Source organism: Pseudomonas sp. MF6767, from assembly GCF_016405475.1.
GTDB classification, from domain to species: Bacteria; Pseudomonadota; Gammaproteobacteria; order Pseudomonadales; family Pseudomonadaceae; genus Aquipseudomonas; species Aquipseudomonas paracarnis.
In genome coordinates this window covers 270,105-290,236 of sequence record NZ_JAEKCY010000003.1, presented here as the reverse complement: position 1 = coordinate 290,236, position 20,132 = coordinate 270,105, and the positions used below count along the sequence as shown (strand labels likewise).

Here is a 20,132-nt window from a genome sequence, read left to right as displayed (position 1 = left end):
GGTTTAACGGGGCGCCTGAGATCAAGATCACAAGCAGATCAAAAGCAAGATCAAGAGCGGCTCGCTTCGCATCGTGGTTACGGTGTTGGTGCCTATGCCGCGATGGCGTGAGTCAGTCAGTCAGTCAGTCAGTCAGTCAGAAATAGAGTGACTGGCCCACCGCATTCGCGGGCAAGCCCGCTCCCACAGGTTTGACTGGCGTGTGGCCCTATTTATGCGTTTAGCCGTACTTGTTTTTCCAGCTCAAGCTTCAAGCCTGGTTCAAGTTTCAGTTGGCGTGCCAGTTCGTCCAGGTAGGCTTTTTCCATGAAGTTTTCTTCGTCCACCAGCATCACGCTGGCGATGTACATTTCGGCGGCCATTTCCGGGGTGCTGGCGGCGCGGGCAACGTCGGTTGGGTCCAGGGGCTTGTTGAGTTCGGCGTGCAGCCAGTGTTGCAGCTCGTGGTCGTTGTCCAGCTTGGTAAATTCGCCTTCGATCAAGGCGCGCTCGCGCTCATCCACATGCCCATCAGCCTTGGCCGCGGCCACCAGTGCCTTGAGAATGCCCTGGCTGTGTTGCTCCACCTGGTCAGCCGGCAGGCGGTCGATGGTTTGCGGCTCGCCTTGGGGCGCGCTGGCCTGCTGGGCTTGCCAGTTGCCGTAAGCCTTGTAGGCAATCACACCCAGTGCGGCCAAGCCGCCGTAGGTGAGCGCCTTGCCGCCGAATTTGCGGGCTTTCTTATTGCCCAGCAGCAAGCCCATGGCCCCCGCCGCCAGGGCGCCGCCGCCGGCACCGCCGAGCATGCTGCCGAGCCCGCCACCGCTGAGCAAGCCGCCGAGGGCGCCCTTGTCATTGGATTTGCGTTGGCCGCCGGCCTTGTTTTGCAACATGTCCTGGCCAGACTTGAGCAACTGATCGAGCAATCCACGGGTATTCATTCGTAGCCTCCAGACACTTGGGTTCGTAGGACCAATAGGCCTCCAGCGTAAAACTAAGTGCCAAAAAGCCGCGATCTAGAGTGCTTCCAGATGTAACGTCCTCCTGCGATGCTGGAAATGTCTTGTTGCACATGCAACGCCATCATCCCGCCATCAATCAATTTGCCTTGTTCATCGAACCGCTTAAGCTATCCGGCGTCTGTTTATTGTCCGTTGCGTTTGGCCGAAGGCATGTCCGAACCGTTATTTCTGATCCGATACGTGCCAGGAACGGCGCGGGATTTGCTCACGACAGGTTGTCTCTATGCACCGCAGGAATTTGCTCAAAGCATCCATGGCCATTGCGGCTTACACCGGTTTGTCGGCCAGTGGCCTGCTGGCCGCGCAGGCCTGGGCCGGGAATCGGGCTGCCGATGGCAAGGCCGTGGCGTTCGATTTCGAATCGCTCAAGGCCCAGGCCAAGCAATTGGCCACCCGTGGCTACCAGGACACTAAGCAGGTGCTGCCGCCGACCCTGGCCACCATGACCCCGCAGAATTTCAACGCCATCGGCTATGACCGTAACCATTCGCTGTGGAAGGAGTTGAACGGCCAACTGGACGTGCAGTTCTTCCACGTCGGCATGGGCTTCAAGACGCCGGTGCGTATGCACAGCGTCGACCCAAAGACCCGTGAAGCCCGCGAAGTGCATTTTCGCCCTTCACTGTTCAACTATGAAAAAACCACGGTGGACACCCAGCAACTGACCGGGGACCTGGGTTTCTCCGGCTTCAAGCTGTTCAAGGCGCCGGAGTTGGACCGCCATGACGTGCTGTCGTTTCTCGGCGCCAGCTACTTCCGTGCGGTGGATTCCACCGGCCAGTACGGCCTCTCGGCGCGTGGCCTGGCGATTGATACCTACGCGAAAAAACGCGAGGAATTCCCCGATTTCACGCAGTTCTGGTTCGAAACTCCGGACAAGAACGCCACGCGCTTTGTGGTCTACGCCCTGCTCGACTCGCCAAGCGCCACCGGCGCCTACCGCTTCGATATCGACTGCCAGGCCAACCAAGTGGTGATGGCGATCGACGCGCACATCAATGCGCGCACCGCCATCGAGCAACTGGGCATCGCGCCCATGACCAGTATGTTCAGCTGCGGCACCCATGAGCGCCGCATGTGCGACACCATCCACCCGCAAATCCACGACTCGGACCGCCTGGCCATGTGGCGCGGCAACGGCGAGTGGATCTGCCGGCCCCTGAACAACCCGGCCAAGCTGCAATTCAACGCGTTCGCCGACACCAACCCCAAAGGCTTCGGCCTGGTGCAGACCGACCATGAGTTCGCCAGCTACCAGGACACCGTCGACTGGTACAGCAAACGCCCAAGCCTGTGGGTTGAACCGACCACGGCCTGGGGCGAAGGCTCCATCGACTTGCTGGAAATCCCCACCACTGGCGAAACCCTGGACAATATCGTGGCCTTCTGGACCCCGAAAAAGCCCGTGGCCGCGGGTGATTCGCTCAACTACGGCTACAAGCTGTACTGGAGCGCACTGCCGCCGGTGAGCACGCCGCTGGCACAGGTCGACGCGACCCGTTCGGGCATGGGCGGCTTTACCGAAGGCTGGGCACCCGGCGAGCATTATCCGAAGGTATGGGCGCGGCGTTTCGCCGTAGACTTCAAGGGCGGTGGCCTGGATCGCCTGCCAGCGGGCACCGGCATCGAGCCGGTGGTGACTTGTTCCCATGGTGAGGTGAAGGATTTCAGCGTGCTGGTGCTGGATAACATCAAGGGCTATCGCATCCTGTTCGACTGGTACCCCACCAGCGACAGCGTGGAACCCGTCGAATTGCGCCTGTTTATACGAACCCAGGACCGCACCCTGAGTGAAACCTGGCTGTATCAGTACTTCCCGCCAGCACCGGAGCAGCGCAAGTACACCTGAAACTAACCGCCTGATCATTCCCACGCCGCAGCGTGGGAATGATCACAGGTGGCTTAGAACCGCGACACGCTTTTCATCGCACCAATCAGATACCGCATCGCCACCTGATCGCTCTCGGTCAGCGCCCGGTATTGCACCAGCAACTCCATCTCATCTGAACTCAACCTTCGACCCCGCAAGGACATCCGACGGCTCAGAAAAGACGCCACCGCACCCGCTACGCCATAGGACTTGGCCATGGACCGCTACTCCTGATATCAGTCAAACACTCCTGGTGCCCATTTCCAAACTCCCGGGAAGCGCAACGGCTTCGCGGACCAACCGCCTGTCTCCCTGGGCCAGGAGTCGGGCTTACCCTTAGCGTAGAAACTATCTCATCATTCGTGGGATTTTTTTAGAGTATTAACTTAAAAAATAACGGCGGTAATAAAAACCTACAGCCATTACTCACGCAGGGGTCGATACAGGTGAATGTCTAGCGGTTCTTGCGCATAAAGCTCAGCGTGGGGTTGCTGCAACAGACGGCAACCATGGCGCAGGTAAAAGTCCACAGTGTTACGCGACTCCGTCGCCGAGATATAGAGTGCTTGGGCCCCCACTTGCCGGCCGTGCTCGCAAGCCAGCGCCAACAACCGCCCGCCCAGGCCAGAACCGCGGGCACTGTGGCTGACATGCAGGAATTTCAGCTGCCGCATCAGCAGGCCCTGGTGATGGAACGGCCGATTGTCCACCACCACTGCGGCAACCAGCACCTGGCCGTCGAATACGCCCCATAACCACCCGCCGCGCTGGAGGCAGGCACGCAGCGCCACCGCATCCTGTTCAGCCTCGCCTTCGGGCCAGCCGTGCATGTCATGATGTGTGGCATACAACACCAGTTCGCCGCAGTCCATGCGATAGCACGCCGGGATCAGCTCCGTACGATCGATGGCTGCCAGCAAAGGAATATCGTCTTCGGTTAACGCGCGTTCCACCAGCATAAGCTTCTCCTGCTTAACAACCGCCAAGGATCAGCCTTCCTATAAACGCGAGCAAGAAAAAACCCACCGTATCAGGGTGGGTTTGGCACAGAGGTAAGTAGGGTCAATCCCGCAGATCCGACTCATGGATCGGCTGGTCCCGATGGGTTGCCCGCTGGTACTGCGCCGGCCAGATGGCTTTGCGTCCGCCCAGGTCATCGTCGGCATGCAACGGCCAGTACGGGTCGCGCAGCAGTTCACGGGCCAGAAAAATAATGTCAGCCTGGCAGGTACGCAGGATGTGCTCGGCCTGGGCCGGTTCGGTAATCATGCCGACCGTGCCGGTGGCGATGCCCGATTCCTTTCGCACGCGCTCGGCGAAGCGCGTCTGGTAGCCGGGGCCGGTGGGAATCTCGGCATTGGCGGCGGTACCACCGGACGACACGTCGATCAGATCCACCCCGAGGTCTTTCAGGCGGCGCGCCAATTCCACGGTCTCATCCGGGTTCCAGCCGTCTTCCACCCAATCGGTGGCCGACACGCGTACAAACAGCGGCAACTCCTCAGGCCACACGGCGCGCACGGCCTTGGTGACTTCCAGCACCAGGCGAATGCGGTTTTCGAAGGAGCCGCCGTAGTGGTCCTGACGCTGGTTGCTGATCGGCGAGAGAAACTGGTGCAGCAGGTACCCGTGGGCGGCATGGATTTCCACCACCTCAAAGCCTGCGGTCAAGGCGCGCCTGGCGGCGGCGACAAAGTCGGCGATTACTTGCTGGATCTGTGCTTCGTCCAGTGGCTTGGGCTGGGTGTGATTGGGGTCAAAGGCAATCGGCGAGGGCCCCACCGGCACCCAGCCGCCCTCCTCCGGCTTGACGCTGCCGTGTTTGCCGATCCATGGCCGGTGGGTGCTGGCCTTGCGCCCGGCGTGGGCCAATTGAATACCCGCCACCGCGCCCTGGGCCGCGATAAAACGGGTGATGCGCCGCAATGGTTCGATCTGGGTGTCGTTCCACAGGCCCAGGTCCTGGGCGGTGATACGGCCATCGGCGGTCACCGCCGTGGCCTCGGTAAAAATCAGCCCGGCGCCACCTACGGCCCGGCTGCCGAGGTGCACCAGGTGCCAGTCATTGGCCAGGCCATCGTCGCTGGAGTATTGGCACATGGGTGAAACCGCGATGCGGTTTAGCAGGGTCAATTGGCGCAGGGTATAAGGTTCGAGCAGCTGACTCATGGCGCACCTCTTCTGGGTTCTGTGGGCACTGTTCAACAGTGCATAGAGCCTAGTCGACAACCATCGTTTGCACAGGGTTCAGAAAGGAAAGCGGGAGCCGATTGCCGACTCCCGGTAGGCAGCGCCTTACATCTCGACCTGGGTGCCCAGCTCGATCACACGGTTGACCGGCAGTTTGAAGAACCGCAGGTTGCCGTTGGCGTTTTTCAACATGAAGGCAAACAACACTTCACGCCAACGGGCCATGCCTTTGATGCGCGAGGCAATTACCGTTTCACGGCTGAGGAAGTAGGTGGTGCGCATCGGGCTGAAGTCCAGGTCATCCAGATGGCACAGTTTCAGCGCTTCAGGCACGTCCGGTTCATCGGTGAACCCGAAGTGCAGGATCACCCGGAAGAAGCCTTCGCCATAGGCATCCACCTCGAAGCGTCGCGCCGCAGGCACCCGTGGAATGTCTTCGTAGACCACGGTCAACAGCACCACCTGCTCATGCAGCACCTGGTTATGCAGCAGGTTGTGCAACAGCGCATGGGGCACGGCGTCGGGCCGCGCGGTGAGGAACACCGCCGTGCCCTGAACGCGATGGGGCGGCTGTACGCGGATACTGCTGATAAAGATCGGCAACGGCAGGCCACCCTCGTCGAGACGGCCGACCAGCAATTGCTTGCCGCGCTTCCAGGTGGTCATCAGCACGAACAGCACGATCCCCGCCAGTACCGGGAAGGCGCCGCCCTGGAGGATCTTCGGCGCGTTGGCGGCGAAGAACAGGCCATCCACCAACAGGCAGCAGAGCAACAGCGGCACGGCCAGCACCGGTGGCCATTTCCACAGCAGCAGCATCACCGCTGATACCAGGATGGTGGTCATCAGCATGGTGCCGGTCACCGCCACACCGTAGGCCGAGGCCAGAGCGCCGGAGGATTCGAAACCCAGCACCAGCAGGATCACGCCGACCATCAACGACCAGTTCACTGCACCGATGTAGATCTGGCCCTGTTCGGCACTGGAGGTGTGCTGGATATGCATGCGCGGGATGTAACCCAGCTGGATTGCCTGGCGGGTCAACGAGAACGCGCCGGAAATCACCGCCTGGGAAGCAATCACCGTGGCCATGGTGGACAAGCCCACCAACGGGACGAGTGCCCAGCTCGGCGCCAGCAGGTAGAACGGGTTGCGCGCCGCTTCCGGATCGCCCAGCAGCATCGCGCCCTGGCCAAAATAGTTCAGCACCAGCGCCGGCAGCACCAGCAGGAACCAGGCGCGGGCGATGGGTTTGCGGCCGAAGTGGCCCATGTCGGCGTACAACGCTTCAGCGCCGGTCAATGCCAGCACCACCGCGCCGAGGATCGCCACGCCAATACCGGGGTGAACCATGAAGAAGCGCACGCCCCATGCCGGATTCAGCGCATTGAGCACTTCGGGCTGCTGCAGGATGCCGTACACCCCCAGGCCGCCCAATACCAGGAACCAGGTAACCATCACAGGGCCAAACAGCTTGCCGATGCGGTCGGTGCCGTGTTTCTGGATCAGGAACAGCGCCACCAGCACCACCAGGGCAATGGGCACTACCCATTTTTCCAGGCCGTCGAACGCCAGTTCCAAGCCTTCGATGGCCGACAACACCGAAATTGCCGGGGTGATCATACTGTCGCCGTAGAACAACGCCGCGCCACACAGGCCACACACCACCAGGAAACTGCGCAATTTCGTGTGCTTCCCGGCAGCTCGCCGGGCCAACGCGGTGAGGGCCATGATGCCGCCCTCGCCCTGGTTGTCGGCACGCAGCACGAACAATACGTACTTGATCGACACCACCCAGATCAGCGACCAGAAGATCAGCGCCAGGATCCCCAGGACGCCGTCATGGTTGACCTGCACCCCATAACCGCCGTTGAACACCTCTTTAAGGGTGTAGAGCGGGCTGGTCCCGATATCGCCATAAACCACCCCGACCGCCGCTACCAGCATGCCAATCGGCTTGGCTTTTGAATGCTCGGCACCTGCTGCCTGACTACTTGCCTGACCCATCAACCACTCCTGCCCTTTGACCTGAGGTCTTTTATAAACAGCGCTTCTAAGCTGACCCTAGCATGCGCTGTTTTACTTCTCGTAACAGACGTTTTATTGACCCAAGGGCTTTACCCGTGCGCAACGGCGCGAAGCATAGCGCAGCACTCGTCGTATTTCCCCGTTCAAGTGAACGGGGTGTCGTTTTAGGCAATCAGTCATAGCGGGCACAGCAGCACTTTGGCGCCTTTTTGCCTGCATTGATCACATTTACGGCCAACCGTATATTCCTGGCCCGGCTCAGTCGTGCTGCGTGGGTGGTGTGAGCAGGAGCGCCTTGGCCGGATTACCTGATCAGTCATTCGTGCATTCGCATGGCGCGCAGTCGATACAAAAACTCAACTATCGGACTGTCTCTTTTAAGGTACACTCCTCATGTACGAAGTGAAACACGTACTGTCAATCAACGGCGTGGATATCTACCAGGCTTGGCTGGATACAGTGCAGGACACGCGTTCGAAAGCAAGAATCACCACCAGAGTGGATGGGGCGTCCCTTGGTCACTTTGGCGTTACCGAGCCAGTGGGTGATGGGGTCTTTGAGATGAAGCTCGACTTCGGCCCAGGGTTTCGCGTGTATTACGCAGTCCAGGATCGAAAAATCATTTTCCTATTGGGCGGTGGTTCGAAGGCCAGACAGCAGAACGATATCGATCAGGCCAAGGCTCTCTGGAAATCTTACAAGGTGCAGCAAAAATGACCATTCGTACCCGCCCGCACGAAGATAGCGTTATGGAAATGCTTCGCAACGACGAAGCATTCGCCCTCGAATATTTATCTGTCGCGCTTGAGGAAATAGATGAAGCCGGTGGCGAGGACGCTTTCCTTGTCGCTATCCGTCGAGTGGCGGAAGCTCGTGGTGGGATGCTCAGCTTGTCGCAGAACACAGGACTCAATCGAGCAAACCTCTACAGGTCCATCGGCGTCGGCGGTGATCCTAAGCTCTCCACTTTGCTTAAAGTCCTCCAGGCGTTAGGTGTGGGCATGTCTAAAGTGGTATCGCACCGAACAGAACAAGACGCCCAGGCTTAAGCGCGCGCCAGTAGCTATGGGGATTACCCGGCGCAGCACTCGTCGTATTTCCCTGCATAAAGCTGGTCAAGTGCGCTGCCCGCCGATAGAATTGCGCACTTTTTGATCAGAGGCGCACCAAGCGCCCATCCGTTGCCTTGTCGTGCAAGACCGGCAGCGTCATTCAATACCGAGGTTAGACATGTCCACCACCATCGCAAAAGCCAACCCCAAGGTTGGCTTTGTTTCCCTGGGTTGCCCGAAGGCGCTTGTCGACTCCGAGCGCATCCTCACGCAATTGCGTATGGAAGGCTACGACGTCGTGTCCACTTACCAGGACGCCGATGTGGTGGTGGTCAACACCTGCGGCTTCATCGACTCGGCCAAGGCCGAATCCCTGGAAGTGATCGGCGAAGCCATCAAGGAAAATGGCAAGGTCATCGTGACCGGCTGCATGGGTGTGGAAGAAGGCAATATCCGTAACGTGCACCCGAGTGTGCTGGCGGTGACCGGCCCGCAGCAGTACGAGCAAGTGGTCAACGCTGTGCACGAGGTGGTGCCGCCACGCCAGGATCACAATCCGCTGATCGACCTGGTGCCGCCTCAAGGCATCAAGCTGACCCCGCGTCACTACGCATATCTGAAGATTTCCGAAGGCTGCAACCACAGCTGCAGCTTCTGCATCATTCCGTCGATGCGCGGCAAACTGGTAAGCCGCCCGGTGGGTGATGTGCTCGACGAGGCCCAGCGCCTGGTCAAGTCTGGCGTCAAGGAGCTGCTGGTGATCTCCCAGGACACCAGCGCCTACGGCGTCGATGTGAAATACCGCACCGGTTTCTGGAACGGCGCGCCGGTGAAAACCCGCATGACCGAGCTGTGCGAAGCCCTCAGCAGCCTGGGCGTGTGGGTGCGCCTGCACTATGTTTACCCGTACCCGCACGTGGACGAGTTGATCCCGTTGATGGCCGCCGGCAAGATCCTGCCGTACCTGGACATCCCGTTCCAGCACGCCAGCCCGAAAGTGCTCAAGGCGATGAAACGCCCGGCGTTTGAAGACAAGACCCTGGCACGCATCAAGAACTGGCGCGAGATCTGCCCGGAGCTGATCATCCGCTCCACCTTCATCGTCGGTTTCCCCGGCGAGACCGAGGAAGACTTCCAGTACCTGTTGGACTGGCTGACCGAAGCGCAGCTAGACCGCGTCGGTTGCTTCCAGTACTCGCCGGTGGAAGGTGCACCGGCCAACCTGCTGGACTTGGCCGTGGTACCGGACGACGTCAAGCAAGACCGTTGGGAGCGCTTCATGGCGCACCAGCAGGCCATCAGCTCGGCACGCCTGCAACTGCGCATCGGCAAGGAAATCGAAGTGCTGATCGATGAAGTCGACGAGCAAGGCGCGGTAGGTCGTTGCTTCTTCGACGCCCCAGAAATCGACGGTAACGTATTTATCGACGATGCCAGCGGCCTGAAGCCGGGTGACAAAGTCTGGTGCACCGTGACCGACGCCGACGAGTACGACTTGTGGGCTGAAAAGCGCGACTGATCGCACGGTGATAAAAAAGCCTCGCCTCTGAGAAGATGCGGGGCTTTTTTAGGTCTATCGTATTGTCCATCAACCCCGAATACAGCAAGGGACAGCGGGTATGCGTCAGCATTCGGTGATTCACACACCTAAAACCAGCGACTACACGCGCCTGGTGCAGATCTGGGAGAACTCGGTACGCGCCACCCACGACTTCCTCCCGGACAGCTATATCGACATGTTGAAAAACCTGGTGCTGACCCGGTACCTCGATGCGGTCATGCTGATCTGCACCAAGGACTCATGCCAACGCATCACCGGGTTCGCCGGAGTGTCGGCGGGCAAGGTGGAAATGCTGTTTATCGACCCGCACCACCGTGGCCAGGGACTGGGCCGGCAATTGCTGGGTTACGCGATCGAACACATGAATGCCGATGAACTGGACGTCAACGAACAGAACCCCCAGGCCCTGGGCTTTTACCTCAAGCAAGGCTTCGAGGTGATCGGGCGAACAGAACATGATGGGCTTGGGCAGCCTTATCCATTGCTGCACCTGCGTCTACACCAGCAGCAACGGGCCCGTAATGCCTGAACTGTGGGAGCTGGCTTGCCTGCGAAGGCGTCGGGTCAGTCTACCCATCCGGTGCTGGTATACCGCCATCGCAGGCAAGCCAGCTCCCACATTTGATCCGTGGTGCCTCAGTTAAATAATGTTAAGGCACATGCGCTGAAATGGAGCCGGGATTAACCGGCGCCAGGCAGGTACAATAGTGGCCCCCTTTTGTTACGGCCCTTGTCATGACTGACCCCATACGCCTCTCCAAACGCCTTATCGAACTGGTCGGTTGCTCCCGTCGGGAGGCTGAGCTGTTTATCGAAGGCGGCTGGGTCTCGGTGGACGGCGAAGTGATCGACGAGCCGCAGTTCAAGGTCACTGACGAGAAGGTCGAGCTGGACCCGGAAGCTAAAGCCACCGCGCCAGAGCCGGTGACCATCCTGATGCACGCCCCCGCAGGCATGGATGCTGAAACCGCCATGGCCTCGATCAGCGCCGAAACCCTTTCTGAAGAGCACCGTTTCGGCAAGCGCCCGCTCAAGGGGCACTTTCTGCGCCTGAGCGCCAGCGCCGACCTGCAAGCCAAGGCCAGTGGCCTGCTAGTGTTTACCCAAGACTGGAAGATTCTGCGCAAGTTGACCGCCGATGCCGCCAAGATCGAGCAGGAATACGTGGTGGAAGTCGAAGGCGACATGGTTGCCCACGGCCTTAACCGCTTGAACCACGGCCTGACCTACAAAGGCAAAGAGCTGCCTGCCGTCAAAGCCAGCTGGCAGAACGAGAACCGCCTGCGCTTTGCGATGAAAAACCCGCAACCCGGCGTGATCGCGCTGTTCTGCGAAGCCGTTGGCCTGAAAGTCATCGCCATCCGCCGCATCCGCATCGGCGGCGTGTCCATTGGCAAGGTGCCAGTGGGCCAATGGCGTTACCTGTCCGGCAAAGAAAAGTTTTAAGCCGTTCCCTTTTCCCGACACCGCCTGATTCCGGCGGTGTCATCAGTTGAATACCAGGATTGCCCATCATGATTCACAACGACGTACTGCGCAGCGTGCGCTACATGCTCGACATCAGCGACAACAAGATGGTCGAGATCATCAAGCTCGGCGGCATGGACGTGACCAAGGAAGACCTACTGACCTACCTCAAGAAAGATGAGGAAGAAGGCTTCGTGTTCTGCCCGGATGAAGTCATGGCTCACTTCCTCGATGGCTTGGTGATTTTCAAGCGCGGCAAGGACGAAAGCCGCCCGCCGCAACCGATCGAAACCCCGGTGACCAACAACATCATTCTGAAAAAGCTGCGCGTGGCCTTCGAACTGAAGGAAGACGACATGCATGCAATCCTCAAGGCGGCGGAGTTCCCGGTGTCCAAGCCAGAGCTGAGCGCGCTGTTTCGCAAGTTTGGTCATACCAACTACCGCACCTGTGGCGATCAGTTGCTGCGTAACTTCCTCAAGGGCCTGACCTTGCGGGTCCGTGCCTAAGCCATGAGTTACCAGGTCTCGCCCGTCGGCTTCGTACGCTCCTGTTTCAAGGAGAAGTTCGCCATCCCGCGCCAACCGCAACTGGCACCGGCTGCCCGTGGCGTGCTGGAGCTGGTAGCGCCGTTCGACCAGGGTGAGGCGGTGCAGGGGCTGGAGCAGGTCAGCCATGTGTGGCTGCTGTTTCTGTTTCATCAGGCCCTGGAAGACAAGCCACGCCTGAAAGTGCGCCCGCCACGCCTGGGCGGCAATACGTCCATGGGCGTGTTTGCCACCCGCGCAACCCATCGCCCCAATGGCATCGGCCAGTCGGTGGTGAAGCTGGACAAGGTGGAACCGGGGCGCCTGTGGATTTCCGGCATAGATTTGCTCGATGGCACGCCGGTGTTGGATATCAAGCCGTATGTGCCTTATGCCGATATCGTGGATGCCGCCACCAACGACATCGCCAGCGATGCGCCCGCGCTGATCGGCGTGCAATGGCTCAAGGCTGCACTGCAACAGGCGCAAGGCCATGCACAGCGCCTTGGTGAACCGTTGGTGGAGCTGATTGAACAGTGCCTGGCACAGGACCCGCGGCCGGCGTATCAGATTCCGACGTCGGAACGCGAATACGGTGTGCGGTTCTGGGATGTGGATGTGCGCTGGCACTACCCGGAGCCGGGGATGATTTGTGTGCTGGAAGTGGTTTCGGCGCAGTAAATCGCAGAAACGCAAAAGCCCGCGCTGCCTTCACAGGCAACGCGGGCTTTTCTTTGCAACGCATTCGACTGTAGGAGCGAGCTTGCTCGCGAAAAACGAGCAGGCACCGCGTTCAGTCAAGATGCCAGCGTTATCGTTGGCGTTCTTCGCGAGCAAGCTCGCTCCTACAAGTGACCCGAAGTCACTTCTCGACGAACGCACGCTCGATCAGGTAGTCACCCGGCTCACGCATCCGTGGCGAAACCTTGAGGCCAAAGCTGTTCAACACTTCGCTGGTCTCGTCCAACATGCTTGGGCTGCCGCACAGCATGGCGCGGTCGTCCTCGGGATTGATTGGCGGCAGGCCGATGTCGCTGAACAGCTTGCCGCTGCGCATCAGGTCGGTCAGGCGGCCTTCGTTTTCGAACGGCTCGCGGGTCACGGTCGGGTAGTAGATCAACTTGTCACGCAGGGCCTCACCGAAGAACTCGTTCTGCGGCAGGTGCTCGGTGATGAATTCGCGGTAGGCGACTTCGTTGACGTAGCGCACGCCGTGGCACAGGATCACTTTTTCGAAACGCTCATAGGTCTCCGGGTCCTGGATCACGCTCATGAATGGAGCGAGGCCAGTACCGGTGCTGAGCAGGTACAGGTGTTTGCCCGGCTTCAAATCGTCAAGCACCAGAGTGCCCGTCGGTTTTTTGCTGATGATGATCTCGTCGCCTTCCTTCAAATGCTGCAATTGGGAAGTCAGCGGGCCATCGGGCACCTTGATGCTGAAGAACTCCAGATGCTCTTCCCAGTTCGGGCTGGCAATGGAGTAAGCGCGCATGAGCGGGCGGCCGTTGGGTTGTTGCAGGCCGATCATCACGAACTGACCGTTCTCGAAGCGCAGGCCCGGATCGCGGGTGCACTTGAAGCTGAACAGAGTGTCGTTCCAGTGATGAACACTGAGGACACGCTCGTGGTTCATGTTGCTCATGTACGGGGGACTCCTGGAAATGGGTCTGCGCCAAAGGTATGGATGCGCAATTGCACAGCATTCTAATGGCGGCGACAATATCTGTTAACTGGATTATTAAGATAAGGGTTATCGGTTATATCGATATGCGATTTACTCTCCGTCAACTGCAAGTTTTCGTCGCCGTCGCCCAGCAGGAAAGCGTCTCGCGCGCTGCTGGCCTTCTGGCCTTATCTCAATCCGCCGCCAGCACCTCGATTACCGAGCTAGAGCGTCAATCCAGCTGCCAATTATTCGACCGCGCCGGCAAACGCCTGAGCCTCAACGCCCTCGGCCATCAGTTACTACCCCAAGCGGTGGCGCTGCTAGACCAGGCCAAGGAGATAGAAGACCTGCTCAACGGCAAATCCGGCTTCGGCTCCCTGGCAGTCGGCGCCACCCTGACCATCGGCAATTACCTGGCGACGCTACTGATTGGCAGCTTTATGCAGCAACACCCCGAGAGCCAGGTAAAGCTGCACGTGCAGAACACTGCCCATATCGTGCATCAGGTTGCCCACTACGAAATTGACCTGGGTCTAATCGAAGGCGACTGCAGCCACCCGGATATCGAGGTGCAGACGTGGGTAGAAGATGAGCTGGTGGTGTTCTGTGCGCCCCAGCATCATTTGGCCAAGCGTGGCGTGGCCACCATGGACGAGTTGACCCACGAAGCGTGGATCCTGCGAGAACAAGGCTCGGGCACGCGCCTGACCTTCGACCAGGCTATGCGTCACCACCGTAGCGCACTGAATATCCGCCTGGAGCTGGAACACACCGAGGCAATCAAGCGAGCTGTGGAGTCAGGCTTGGGGATTGGCTGCATTTCGCGGCTGGCGCTGCGTGATGCCTTCCGCCGTGGCAGCCTGGTGCCGGTGGAAACCCCGGACCTGGACCTGGCCCGGCAGTTCTACTTCATCTGGCACAAGCAGAAGTACCAGACCTCGGCGATGCGCGAGTTTCTCGAACTGTGCCGCGCCTTCACCGCTGGGGTGCAGCGCAGCGACGAGATCGTGCTGCCGAGTATCGCTTGATCGTCAGATCAGGATTACGGCCCATACCAGGGTGATCATGGTCAGTGCCACGAATTGCGCGGCGCTGCCCATGTCCTTGGCGTTTTTTGACAGCGGGTGGCGGTCCAGAGAAATACGGTCAATGGCCGCTTCTACCGCTGAGTTGAGCAATTCGACGATCAGCGCCAACAAACACACTGCAATCAGCAGCGCCCGTTCAACCCGGCTGACCTGCAGGAAAAAGCTCAAGGGGATCAGGATGACGTTCAGCAACACCAACTGGCGGAATGCCGCCTCGCCAGTGAAAGCCGCACGCAGGCCATCCAGGGAATAGCCCCCTGCGTTGAAGATACGTTTGATACCGGTTTGACCCTTGAAAGGCGACATAGATGTAGGCAACTGAACCAAAGAAGTGGGGAAGCTAGATCACGCAAAGTCAAAAAAGCGTGAAGCGGCTGTAACTTAATGTTGCGAGATAGACTCAAGTTGCTGCAAAAGCAACGCCGCCTGAGTGCGCGTACGCACGCCCAACTTACGGAAAATCGCCGTAACGTGGGCCTTGATGGTCGCTTCCGACACACTCAATTCGTAGGCAATCTGCTTGTTCAACAAACCTTCGCAAACCATGGTCAACACCCGGAACTGCTGGGGCGTCAAGCTGGCCAAGCCATCGCGGGCGGCCTTGGCTTCATCGGACACATTGATTTCTTCAAACGCCTGGGGTGGCCAGGACACATCGCCGTCCAACACCGTGCGCACGGCTTTCTGGATATCTTCCATCGCGCTGGACTTGGGAATGAAACCGCTGGCGCCAAACTCCTTGGAGCGCACCACCACGTCGGCTTCTTCCTGGGCCGACACCATCACCACGGGGATCTGCGGGTATTGGCCACGCAGCAGCACCAGCCCGGAAAAACCGTAGGCACCGGGCATGTTCAGGTCGAGCAATACCAGGTCCCAGTCGGATTTTTCGGTGAGGCGCGCTTCCAGTTCAGCGATGCTGGCCACTTCGACCAGGCGGACATCAGGGCCAAGCCCCAGGGTGACTGCCTGATGCAGAGCGCTGCGAAACAGCGGATGGTCATCGGCTATCAGGATTTCGTATGTGGCCATTGGTTAAATGATCCTGTTTTTTATGGGAGACCCGATGGTTCAGGGCTCACCAATACACAAGGCGACGGCCTGGCAGCTATCGCCACAGGGCCTGCTCGACGTCAAAAGCACTTGAAACGACGTCAGGCATTCACGGTTGCGCCCCAATCGGCGCCCAGCATGACCAGCGTAGCCTGGAGGGTCAAGCACTACGCCCGCGGGCATTTTAGCGGGTTGCAGGTTTACGGTGCCATCATGCAAACGTCGTCTGGTTATACCGCCGGGGTGTAGGGTGCGAGGCGAGTATGCACAGCGTCCGTCGGGTCCAGCGGCATTTGAAACTTGGCAGCCAGGTAGTGGGTGCTGAATACATCGAGGTAGGCATCCAGCACTTCGCTAGCCGCCAAGTCATCAGCCAATTCCAGGCACAACGCCGCCACCTCGGCGGTACAGAAATGGTCATCACGTTTGGAACGACGCAGCTTGTAGCGCGACAACTGCTCGGGCGCCAGGCTCAGGACGGGCAGATGCTCCAGATAAGGGCTTTTGCGAAACATCTTGCGCGCTTCGCTCCAGGTGCCGTCCAGCAGGATGAACAGTGGGCGCTTGCCCTCCTCCACGCGCACTTCACTGACCACCCGTTGCGGCGCCACGAATTCACCGGGAAATACGATGTAGGGTTGCCACTGCGGGTCGGCCAGCAACCTGAGCAACTCGGGGTCGACTTCGGTACGCGACCAGGCGAATGCCGTGGTGTCGTGTATGACATCGGCGATCAGCCAACCCGTGTTGCTGGGTTTCATCGGTTCTACGTCATGCATCAACAGGCACATGGCGGACTTGGCTCCTACCTGAGGCCGCCAGGCACACAGGCAGTACTCAGGAATGACCCGGCAGCCGGGACAGCGCTCAGCACGGGAACCTCGATTGAGAAACGGCCTGACGGCACGCGCCAGACGCTGGGTACGCAAGCGGGAGACGGCGTGACTCATCGGGCACGCGGCGAAGTAGAAGAAATCGACACGGAACAAACTCGTGAAAAACAGAAGTCCAGCAGTTTACCAGCGATACGCCTGGCTGTAGTGGCAAGGGCTCACCTATAATTGCGCGCCACTGAACGCACAGCCCAGTGGCTGGTCTATGCACCAGTAACCGAATCAGGAGAGTTTCATGCTGCGTTCCATGCTGCGCCTTGTTGCCCCATCCGTCGCCCTTGCGCTGGTCTTGCCTATGGGCGCCCACGCGGCCTCGCTGCTGGAGGCTCAAATGAACAAGAAGCTGCAAAGCGTCGCGGCTGAAAGCAACAAAGACCTGCCCCGAGAAATCGATGAAAAAACCCTGGAAGTCGCCTACACCGTTGAAGGCATGCAGCTGATCGATCACCTCAGCGTGCTGCCTGACCGTGCCGAACAGATGCGCGCCAACCCCAAGGCTGTGTATTTCCAGCTGGGCCGCAGTGTGTGCACCAACCCGGGCTACCGCGAGCTGATGGCCAAGGGCGCAGTGATGCGCTACGAAATTACCGAGAACAAGACCAATCGCCCGGTGGCTTCCGTCAAGTTCGCAGAGGCCGATTGCCCGGCTCCGGCGAAAAAGAAAAAGTAACCTCTGCTTGACCCTCCCGCGCTGCTTCCCAGCGGCGCGCACGCTTCCTCTGCGTTTGCCACCAACGACTAAACTGCGTAATGAACCCCCAATAAGCGGTTGCCAGCCAAGGGTTTTTCGGCCCATGATCAGTTCATCCCAGATGCCCGCCCACCACAGTTTTTAATGCTGTTCTGTCATATTTTCAGGGCAAAAAAAGGCCTGCCCTCCTGCGGCATGCCGCGACACAAGCAGTGTCGTGGCCCAGGCGACGTTCTCGTCGACTACCCAGGCCCTGTAAAGAAGGAGAAATTGAATGCCTTATGAATCGAATGATTTGCTGCTTCGTCATTTTGAAGAAAACGGGACCGACCTCACTCAGCAGGTCGACGCACAAATTCAGTTGATCGCCCCCAACAGCCCGAATATCCCTCTTTATCGAGACATGATCCTCACCGTCCTGCGCATGGCCCAGGACGACCGTGATCGCTGGAACGCCAAGATCACCCTGCGTGCCATCCGCGAACTGGACCATGCCTTTCGGGTGCTCGAACAATTCAAGGGCCGGCGCAAAGTCACGGTATTCGGCTCGGCGCGTACGCCAGTGGAAAGCCCGCTGTATGCGCTGGCCCGAGAGGTGGGTGCGGCGTTGGCACGTTCCGACCTGATGGTCATCACCGGTGGCGGTGGCGGGATCATGGCCGCAGCCCACGAAGGCGCGGGCCTGGAGCACAGCCTCGGGTTCAATATCACCCTGCCCTTTGAACAGCATGCCAACCCAACCATTGATGGCACCGACAACCTGCTGTCATTCCACTTCTTCTTTACCCGTAAGCTGTTCTTCGTCAAAGAAGCCGACGCGCTGGTGTTGTGCCCTGGCGGCTTCGGCACCCTCGACGAGGCATTGGAAGTGCTGACCCTGATCCAGACCGGCAAGAGCCCGCTGGTGCCGGTAGTGCTACTGGATGCGCCGGGCGGTGGATTCTGGCAAGGCGCCCTGGATTTCATCCGCAGCCAGCTGGAAGCCAATCGCTACATCCTGCCCACCGACCTCAAACTGGTCCGCCTGGTCTACAGCGCCGAAGAGGCGGTGGACGAAATCAACCAGTTCTACGCCAACTTCCACTCCACCCGTTGGCTTAAGCGTGAGTTTGTGGTGCGCATGAATCATCCACTGAGTGACCGCGCCCTGGCCCATATGCAGCAAGCGTTTGCCAGCCTGCGGCTCAGTGGCGAGTTCCAGCAACTCGCCTATACGGGCGAAGACCATGACGAACCGAGGTTCAGCCATTTGACGCGTTTGGTGTTCAATTTCAACGGTCGCGATCAGGGGCGATTGCGGGAGTTGGTGGATTACATCAACCTGCCGGAGAACTGGGCACAGGCCCAGGGCAAGGCACAGCAACGGATGACACCAGAAACAGCGTGATTTTTTGCAGGCAAAAAAAAAGGCCCACTATTTTCATAGCGGGCCTTTTGTTTTTTGCTCAGTCGTCCATATCCCGACCGCTCAATAAGCGGCTGATCATGTCCATCGAAAACCCGCGATAACTCAAGAAGCGACCTTGCTTCGCACGCTCCTTGGCATCAATAGGAAGATGCCCAGCAAACTTGCGACGCCAGGTTTCCTCCAACTGCGACTGCCAACTGATACCGCACTCACGTAGCGCAAGGTCAATATCGGCACGTTGCAGTCCACGCTGGCTCAACTCTTCGCGAATCCGCGCAGGTCCATAACCGGAGCGTGCGCGGTAAGACACAAAGCTTTCGAGGTAACGGGCTTCCGACAACAGCCCTTCTTCCGTCAACCGGTCGAGGGCTGTTTCGATCATCTCAGGCTCTGCGCCGCGCTGACGCAACTTACGTGTCAGTTCGACTCGACCATGCTCGCGGCGAGCGAGCAGGTCCATCGCAGTGCGCCGAACGGCGACGAGTGTATCCAGTACAACAGTCATCGCTTGCTTCAGACGTCAGTATCGGCTTCTTCCATTTCATCTACCGGCTCGCGGTTGGCAGCCGCCTTCACGTCCGGCGCTGCGGTCAACAGCTTGTCGCGGATCTGCTTCTCAAGCGTGGCAGCGATATCCGGGTTATCCGCCAGGAACTTGGCCGAGTTGGCCTTGCCCTGACCGATCTTGCTGCCGTTGTAGGCATACCAGGCACCGGACTTCTCGACGAAACCGTGCAGTACGCCCAGGTCGATCATCTCGCCGTTCAGGTAGATACCCTTGCCGTAGAGAATCTGGAACTCAGCCTGACGGAATGGCGGGGCAACTTTGTTCTTCACGACCTTGACGCGGGTTTCGCTACCAACAACCTCGTCACCTTCCTTCACCGCGCCAGTACGGCGGATATCCAGACGGACCGAAGCGTAGAACTTCAGCGCGTTACCACCGGTGGTGGTTTCCGGGCTGCCGAACATCACGCCGATCTTCATACGGATCTGGTTGATGAAGATCACCAGGCAGTTGGCGTTCTTGATGTTACCGGTGATTTTACGCAGCGCCTGGGACATCAGGCGGGCTTGCAGGCCCACGTGCATGTCGCCCATTTCGCCTTCGATTTCAGCCTTGGGTACCAGGGCAGCCACGGAGTCGACCACGATCACGTCGATGGCGTTGGAGCGCACCAGCATGTCGGTGATTTCCAGGGCTTGCTCGCCGGTGTCCGGCTGGGAAACCAGCAGGTCATCAACGTTGACGCCCAGCTTGCCGGCGTATTCAGGATCCAGGGCGTGCTCGGCGTCGACGAACGCACAGGTGGCGCCCATTTTCTGCGCCTGGGCAATCACCGACAGGGTCAGGGTGGTTTTACCGGAAGATTCAGGACCGTAGATTTCAACGATACGGCCTTTTGGCAGGCCGCCAATGCCGAGCGCGATGTCCAGACCCAGAGAGCCAGTGGAAATAGCCGGGATCGCCTGACGGTCGTGATCGCCCATACGCATTACGGCACCCTTGCCGAATTGACGTTCGATCTGACCCAGGGCCGCAGCCAAGGCTTTCTTCTTGTTGTCGTCCATTAAAGTCCTCACGTAATCAATAAGGCCTGACGGCCAACACCTGTATAAGTAGACAGTATTGTTCC

At 59.2% G+C, this 20,132-nt stretch carries 22 protein-coding genes; 11 read left to right on the top strand and 11 right to left on the bottom strand.

What is annotated here, in order from left to right; genetic code table 11:
- Positions 1-212: 212 nt before the first annotated feature.
- Positions 213-920 (bottom strand): tellurite resistance TerB family protein, encoded by a 708-nt coding sequence (locus JFT58_RS07540; protein ID WP_054897107.1) that lies wholly within the window; start codon positions 918-920, stop codon positions 213-215.
- A 304-nt stretch (positions 921-1,224) separates the two neighbouring features.
- On the opposite strand from JFT58_RS07540, the gene JFT58_RS07535 reads away from it, so the two are divergent.
- Positions 1,225-2,850, top strand: coding sequence for a glucan biosynthesis protein D (locus JFT58_RS07535; RefSeq protein ID WP_054897106.1), 1,626 nt, complete (start codon positions 1,225-1,227; stop codon positions 2,848-2,850).
- Positions 2,851-2,903: 53 nt separating this feature from the next.
- Here JFT58_RS07535 and JFT58_RS07530 read toward each other — a convergent pair whose 3' ends face one another.
- From JFT58_RS07530 to JFT58_RS07515, 4 genes are all read right to left on the bottom strand, one after another.
- On the bottom strand, positions 2,904-3,089 hold the full coding sequence (locus JFT58_RS07530; RefSeq protein ID WP_014717190.1) for a hypothetical protein: 186 nt from the start codon (positions 3,087-3,089) through the stop codon (positions 2,904-2,906).
- 204 nt (positions 3,090-3,293) lie between these two features.
- A complete protein-coding gene (locus JFT58_RS07525; RefSeq protein WP_054897105.1) occupies positions 3,294-3,830 on the bottom strand; it encodes a GNAT family N-acetyltransferase in 537 nt (178 codons plus the stop codon).
- 103 nt (positions 3,831-3,933) lie between these two features.
- Positions 3,934-5,040 carry an NADH:flavin oxidoreductase/NADH oxidase gene (locus JFT58_RS07520; RefSeq protein ID WP_034126499.1) on the bottom strand — a complete coding sequence of 369 codons (1,107 nt, stop codon included), beginning with the start codon at positions 5,038-5,040 and terminating at the stop codon, positions 3,934-3,936.
- 126 nt (positions 5,041-5,166) lie between these two features.
- Complete coding sequence (locus JFT58_RS07515) at positions 5,167-7,068, bottom strand: potassium transporter Kup (RefSeq protein ID WP_014717187.1); 1,902 nt, start codon at positions 7,066-7,068, stop codon at positions 5,167-5,169.
- 414 nt (positions 7,069-7,482) lie between these two features.
- On the opposite strand from JFT58_RS07515, the gene JFT58_RS07510 reads away from it, so the two are divergent.
- The 7 genes from JFT58_RS07510 to tsaA all read left to right on the top strand — a co-directional run bounded on the left by JFT58_RS07510 (position 7,483) and on the right by tsaA (position 12,377).
- Positions 7,483-7,806 carry a type II toxin-antitoxin system RelE/ParE family toxin gene (locus JFT58_RS07510; RefSeq protein ID WP_054897104.1) on the top strand — a complete coding sequence of 108 codons (324 nt, stop codon included), beginning with the start codon at positions 7,483-7,485 and terminating at the stop codon, positions 7,804-7,806.
- Positions 7,803-8,138 carry an addiction module antidote protein gene (locus tag JFT58_RS07505; RefSeq protein WP_054897103.1) on the top strand — a complete coding sequence of 112 codons (336 nt, stop codon included), beginning with the start codon at positions 7,803-7,805 and terminating at the stop codon, positions 8,136-8,138. Before JFT58_RS07510 ends, JFT58_RS07505 begins: the two co-directional genes overlap by 4 nt.
- A 181-nt stretch (positions 8,139-8,319) precedes the next feature.
- Positions 8,320-9,660, top strand: coding sequence for a 30S ribosomal protein S12 methylthiotransferase RimO (gene rimO, locus JFT58_RS07500; RefSeq protein WP_003231334.1), 1,341 nt, complete (start codon positions 8,320-8,322; stop codon positions 9,658-9,660).
- A 100-nt stretch (positions 9,661-9,760) separates the two neighbouring features.
- Positions 9,761-10,231 carry a GNAT family N-acetyltransferase gene (locus JFT58_RS07495; RefSeq protein ID WP_054897102.1) on the top strand — a complete coding sequence of 157 codons (471 nt, stop codon included), beginning with the start codon at positions 9,761-9,763 and terminating at the stop codon, positions 10,229-10,231.
- A 206-nt stretch (positions 10,232-10,437) separates the two neighbouring features.
- The gene (locus JFT58_RS07490; RefSeq protein WP_014717183.1) at positions 10,438-11,148 is read left to right on the top strand and encodes an rRNA pseudouridine synthase; all 711 of its coding nucleotides are present in this window, start codon (positions 10,438-10,440) and stop codon (positions 11,146-11,148) included.
- Positions 11,149-11,216: 68 nt separating this feature from the next.
- Positions 11,217-11,678, top strand: a complete 462-nt coding sequence (locus JFT58_RS07485; RefSeq protein ID WP_005785469.1) for a DUF1456 family protein — start codon at positions 11,217-11,219, stop codon at positions 11,676-11,678.
- Positions 11,679-11,681: 3 nt separating this feature from the next.
- Positions 11,682-12,377 (top strand): tRNA (N6-threonylcarbamoyladenosine(37)-N6)-methyltransferase TrmO, encoded by a 696-nt coding sequence (gene tsaA / locus JFT58_RS07480; protein WP_054897101.1) that lies wholly within the window; start codon positions 11,682-11,684, stop codon positions 12,375-12,377.
- Between the two features lie 181 nt (positions 12,378-12,558).
- Here tsaA and fpr read toward each other — a convergent pair whose 3' ends face one another.
- Positions 12,559-13,338 (bottom strand): ferredoxin-NADP reductase, encoded by a 780-nt coding sequence (fpr, locus tag JFT58_RS07475; RefSeq protein WP_003189055.1) that lies wholly within the window; start codon positions 13,336-13,338, stop codon positions 12,559-12,561.
- Between the two features lie 125 nt (positions 13,339-13,463).
- Between fpr and JFT58_RS07470 the strand changes: the two genes are divergently transcribed.
- Positions 13,464-14,390: a LysR family transcriptional regulator gene (locus JFT58_RS07470; RefSeq protein WP_003189054.1), complete on the top strand. Its 927-nt coding sequence runs from the start codon at positions 13,464-13,466 to the stop codon at positions 14,388-14,390.
- 3 nt (positions 14,391-14,393) lie between these two features.
- Here the strand turns inward: JFT58_RS07470 and JFT58_RS07465 are convergent, their stop codons facing one another.
- From JFT58_RS07465 to JFT58_RS07455, 3 genes are all read right to left on the bottom strand, one after another.
- Complete coding sequence (locus tag JFT58_RS07465; RefSeq protein ID WP_003189051.1) at positions 14,394-14,756, bottom strand: diacylglycerol kinase; 363 nt, start codon at positions 14,754-14,756, stop codon at positions 14,394-14,396.
- A gap of 75 nt (positions 14,757-14,831) precedes the next feature.
- Complete coding sequence (gene erdR, locus JFT58_RS07460; RefSeq protein WP_003189050.1) at positions 14,832-15,482, bottom strand: response regulator transcription factor ErdR; 651 nt, start codon at positions 15,480-15,482, stop codon at positions 14,832-14,834.
- 251 nt (positions 15,483-15,733) lie between these two features.
- On the bottom strand, positions 15,734-16,453 hold the full coding sequence (locus JFT58_RS07455; RefSeq protein ID WP_054897131.1) for a tRNA-uridine aminocarboxypropyltransferase: 720 nt from the start codon (positions 16,451-16,453) through the stop codon (positions 15,734-15,736).
- 178 nt (positions 16,454-16,631) lie between these two features.
- Here JFT58_RS07455 and JFT58_RS07450 point away from each other — a divergent pair, with 178 nt between their 5' ends.
- Positions 16,632-17,066, top strand: a complete 435-nt coding sequence (locus JFT58_RS07450) for a PA3611 family quorum-sensing-regulated virulence factor (protein ID WP_034126491.1) — start codon at positions 16,632-16,634, stop codon at positions 17,064-17,066.
- A 295-nt stretch (positions 17,067-17,361) separates the two neighbouring features.
- Positions 17,362-18,474 (top strand): TIGR00730 family Rossman fold protein, encoded by a 1,113-nt coding sequence (locus JFT58_RS07445; protein WP_034126490.1) that lies wholly within the window; start codon positions 17,362-17,364, stop codon positions 18,472-18,474.
- Positions 18,475-18,532: 58 nt separating this feature from the next.
- On the opposite strand, the gene recX is transcribed toward JFT58_RS07445, so the two are convergent.
- Both recX and recA read right to left on the bottom strand, forming a co-directional pair.
- Complete coding sequence (recX, locus tag JFT58_RS07440) at positions 18,533-19,000, bottom strand: recombination regulator RecX (protein ID WP_034126489.1); 468 nt, start codon at positions 18,998-19,000, stop codon at positions 18,533-18,535.
- An 8-nt stretch (positions 19,001-19,008) separates the two neighbouring features.
- Positions 19,009-20,067: a recombinase RecA gene (gene recA / locus JFT58_RS07435; protein WP_014717176.1), complete on the bottom strand. Its 1,059-nt coding sequence runs from the start codon at positions 20,065-20,067 to the stop codon at positions 19,009-19,011.
- Between the last annotated feature and the right edge of the window lie 65 nt (positions 20,068-20,132).

Coding starts and splice junctions, on each gene's coding strand:
- JFT58_RS07540 (WP_054897107.1), bottom strand. CDS start 920: ATGAATACCCGTGGATTGCTCGATCAGTTGCTCAAGTCTGGCCAGGAC.
- JFT58_RS07450 (WP_034126491.1), top strand. CDS start 16,632: ATGCTGCGTTCCATGCTGCGCCTTGTTGCCCCATCCGTCGCCCTTGCG.
- JFT58_RS07510 (WP_054897104.1), top strand. CDS start 7,483: ATGTACGAAGTGAAACACGTACTGTCAATCAACGGCGTGGATATCTAC.
- JFT58_RS07470 (WP_003189054.1), top strand. CDS start 13,464: ATGCGATTTACTCTCCGTCAACTGCAAGTTTTCGTCGCCGTCGCCCAG.
- JFT58_RS07485 (WP_005785469.1), top strand. CDS start 11,217: ATGATTCACAACGACGTACTGCGCAGCGTGCGCTACATGCTCGACATC.
- JFT58_RS07505 (WP_054897103.1), top strand. CDS start 7,803: ATGACCATTCGTACCCGCCCGCACGAAGATAGCGTTATGGAAATGCTT.
- rimO (WP_003231334.1), top strand. CDS start 8,320: ATGTCCACCACCATCGCAAAAGCCAACCCCAAGGTTGGCTTTGTTTCC.
- JFT58_RS07520 (WP_034126499.1), bottom strand. CDS start 5,040: ATGAGTCAGCTGCTCGAACCTTATACCCTGCGCCAATTGACCCTGCTA.
- JFT58_RS07495 (WP_054897102.1), top strand. CDS start 9,761: ATGCGTCAGCATTCGGTGATTCACACACCTAAAACCAGCGACTACACG.
- JFT58_RS07445 (WP_034126490.1), top strand. CDS start 17,362: ATGCCTTATGAATCGAATGATTTGCTGCTTCGTCATTTTGAAGAAAAC.
- JFT58_RS07535 (WP_054897106.1), top strand. CDS start 1,225: ATGCACCGCAGGAATTTGCTCAAAGCATCCATGGCCATTGCGGCTTAC.
- tsaA (WP_054897101.1), top strand. CDS start 11,682: ATGAGTTACCAGGTCTCGCCCGTCGGCTTCGTACGCTCCTGTTTCAAG.
- JFT58_RS07515 (WP_014717187.1), bottom strand. CDS start 7,068: ATGGGTCAGGCAAGTAGTCAGGCAGCAGGTGCCGAGCATTCAAAAGCC.
- JFT58_RS07525 (WP_054897105.1), bottom strand. CDS start 3,830: ATGCTGGTGGAACGCGCGTTAACCGAAGACGATATTCCTTTGCTGGCA.
- JFT58_RS07490 (WP_014717183.1), top strand. CDS start 10,438: ATGACTGACCCCATACGCCTCTCCAAACGCCTTATCGAACTGGTCGGT.
- JFT58_RS07455 (WP_054897131.1), bottom strand. CDS start 16,453: ATGAGTCACGCCGTCTCCCGCTTGCGTACCCAGCGTCTGGCGCGTGCC.
- JFT58_RS07530 (WP_014717190.1), bottom strand. CDS start 3,089: ATGGCCAAGTCCTATGGCGTAGCGGGTGCGGTGGCGTCTTTTCTGAGC.
- recX (WP_034126489.1), bottom strand. CDS start 19,000: ATGACTGTTGTACTGGATACACTCGTCGCCGTTCGGCGCACTGCGATG.
- fpr (WP_003189055.1), bottom strand. CDS start 13,338: ATGAGCAACATGAACCACGAGCGTGTCCTCAGTGTTCATCACTGGAAC.
- recA (WP_014717176.1), bottom strand. CDS start 20,067: ATGGACGACAACAAGAAGAAAGCCTTGGCTGCGGCCCTGGGTCAGATC.
- erdR (WP_003189050.1), bottom strand. CDS start 15,482: ATGGCCACATACGAAATCCTGATAGCCGATGACCATCCGCTGTTTCGC.
- JFT58_RS07465 (WP_003189051.1), bottom strand. CDS start 14,756: ATGTCGCCTTTCAAGGGTCAAACCGGTATCAAACGTATCTTCAACGCA.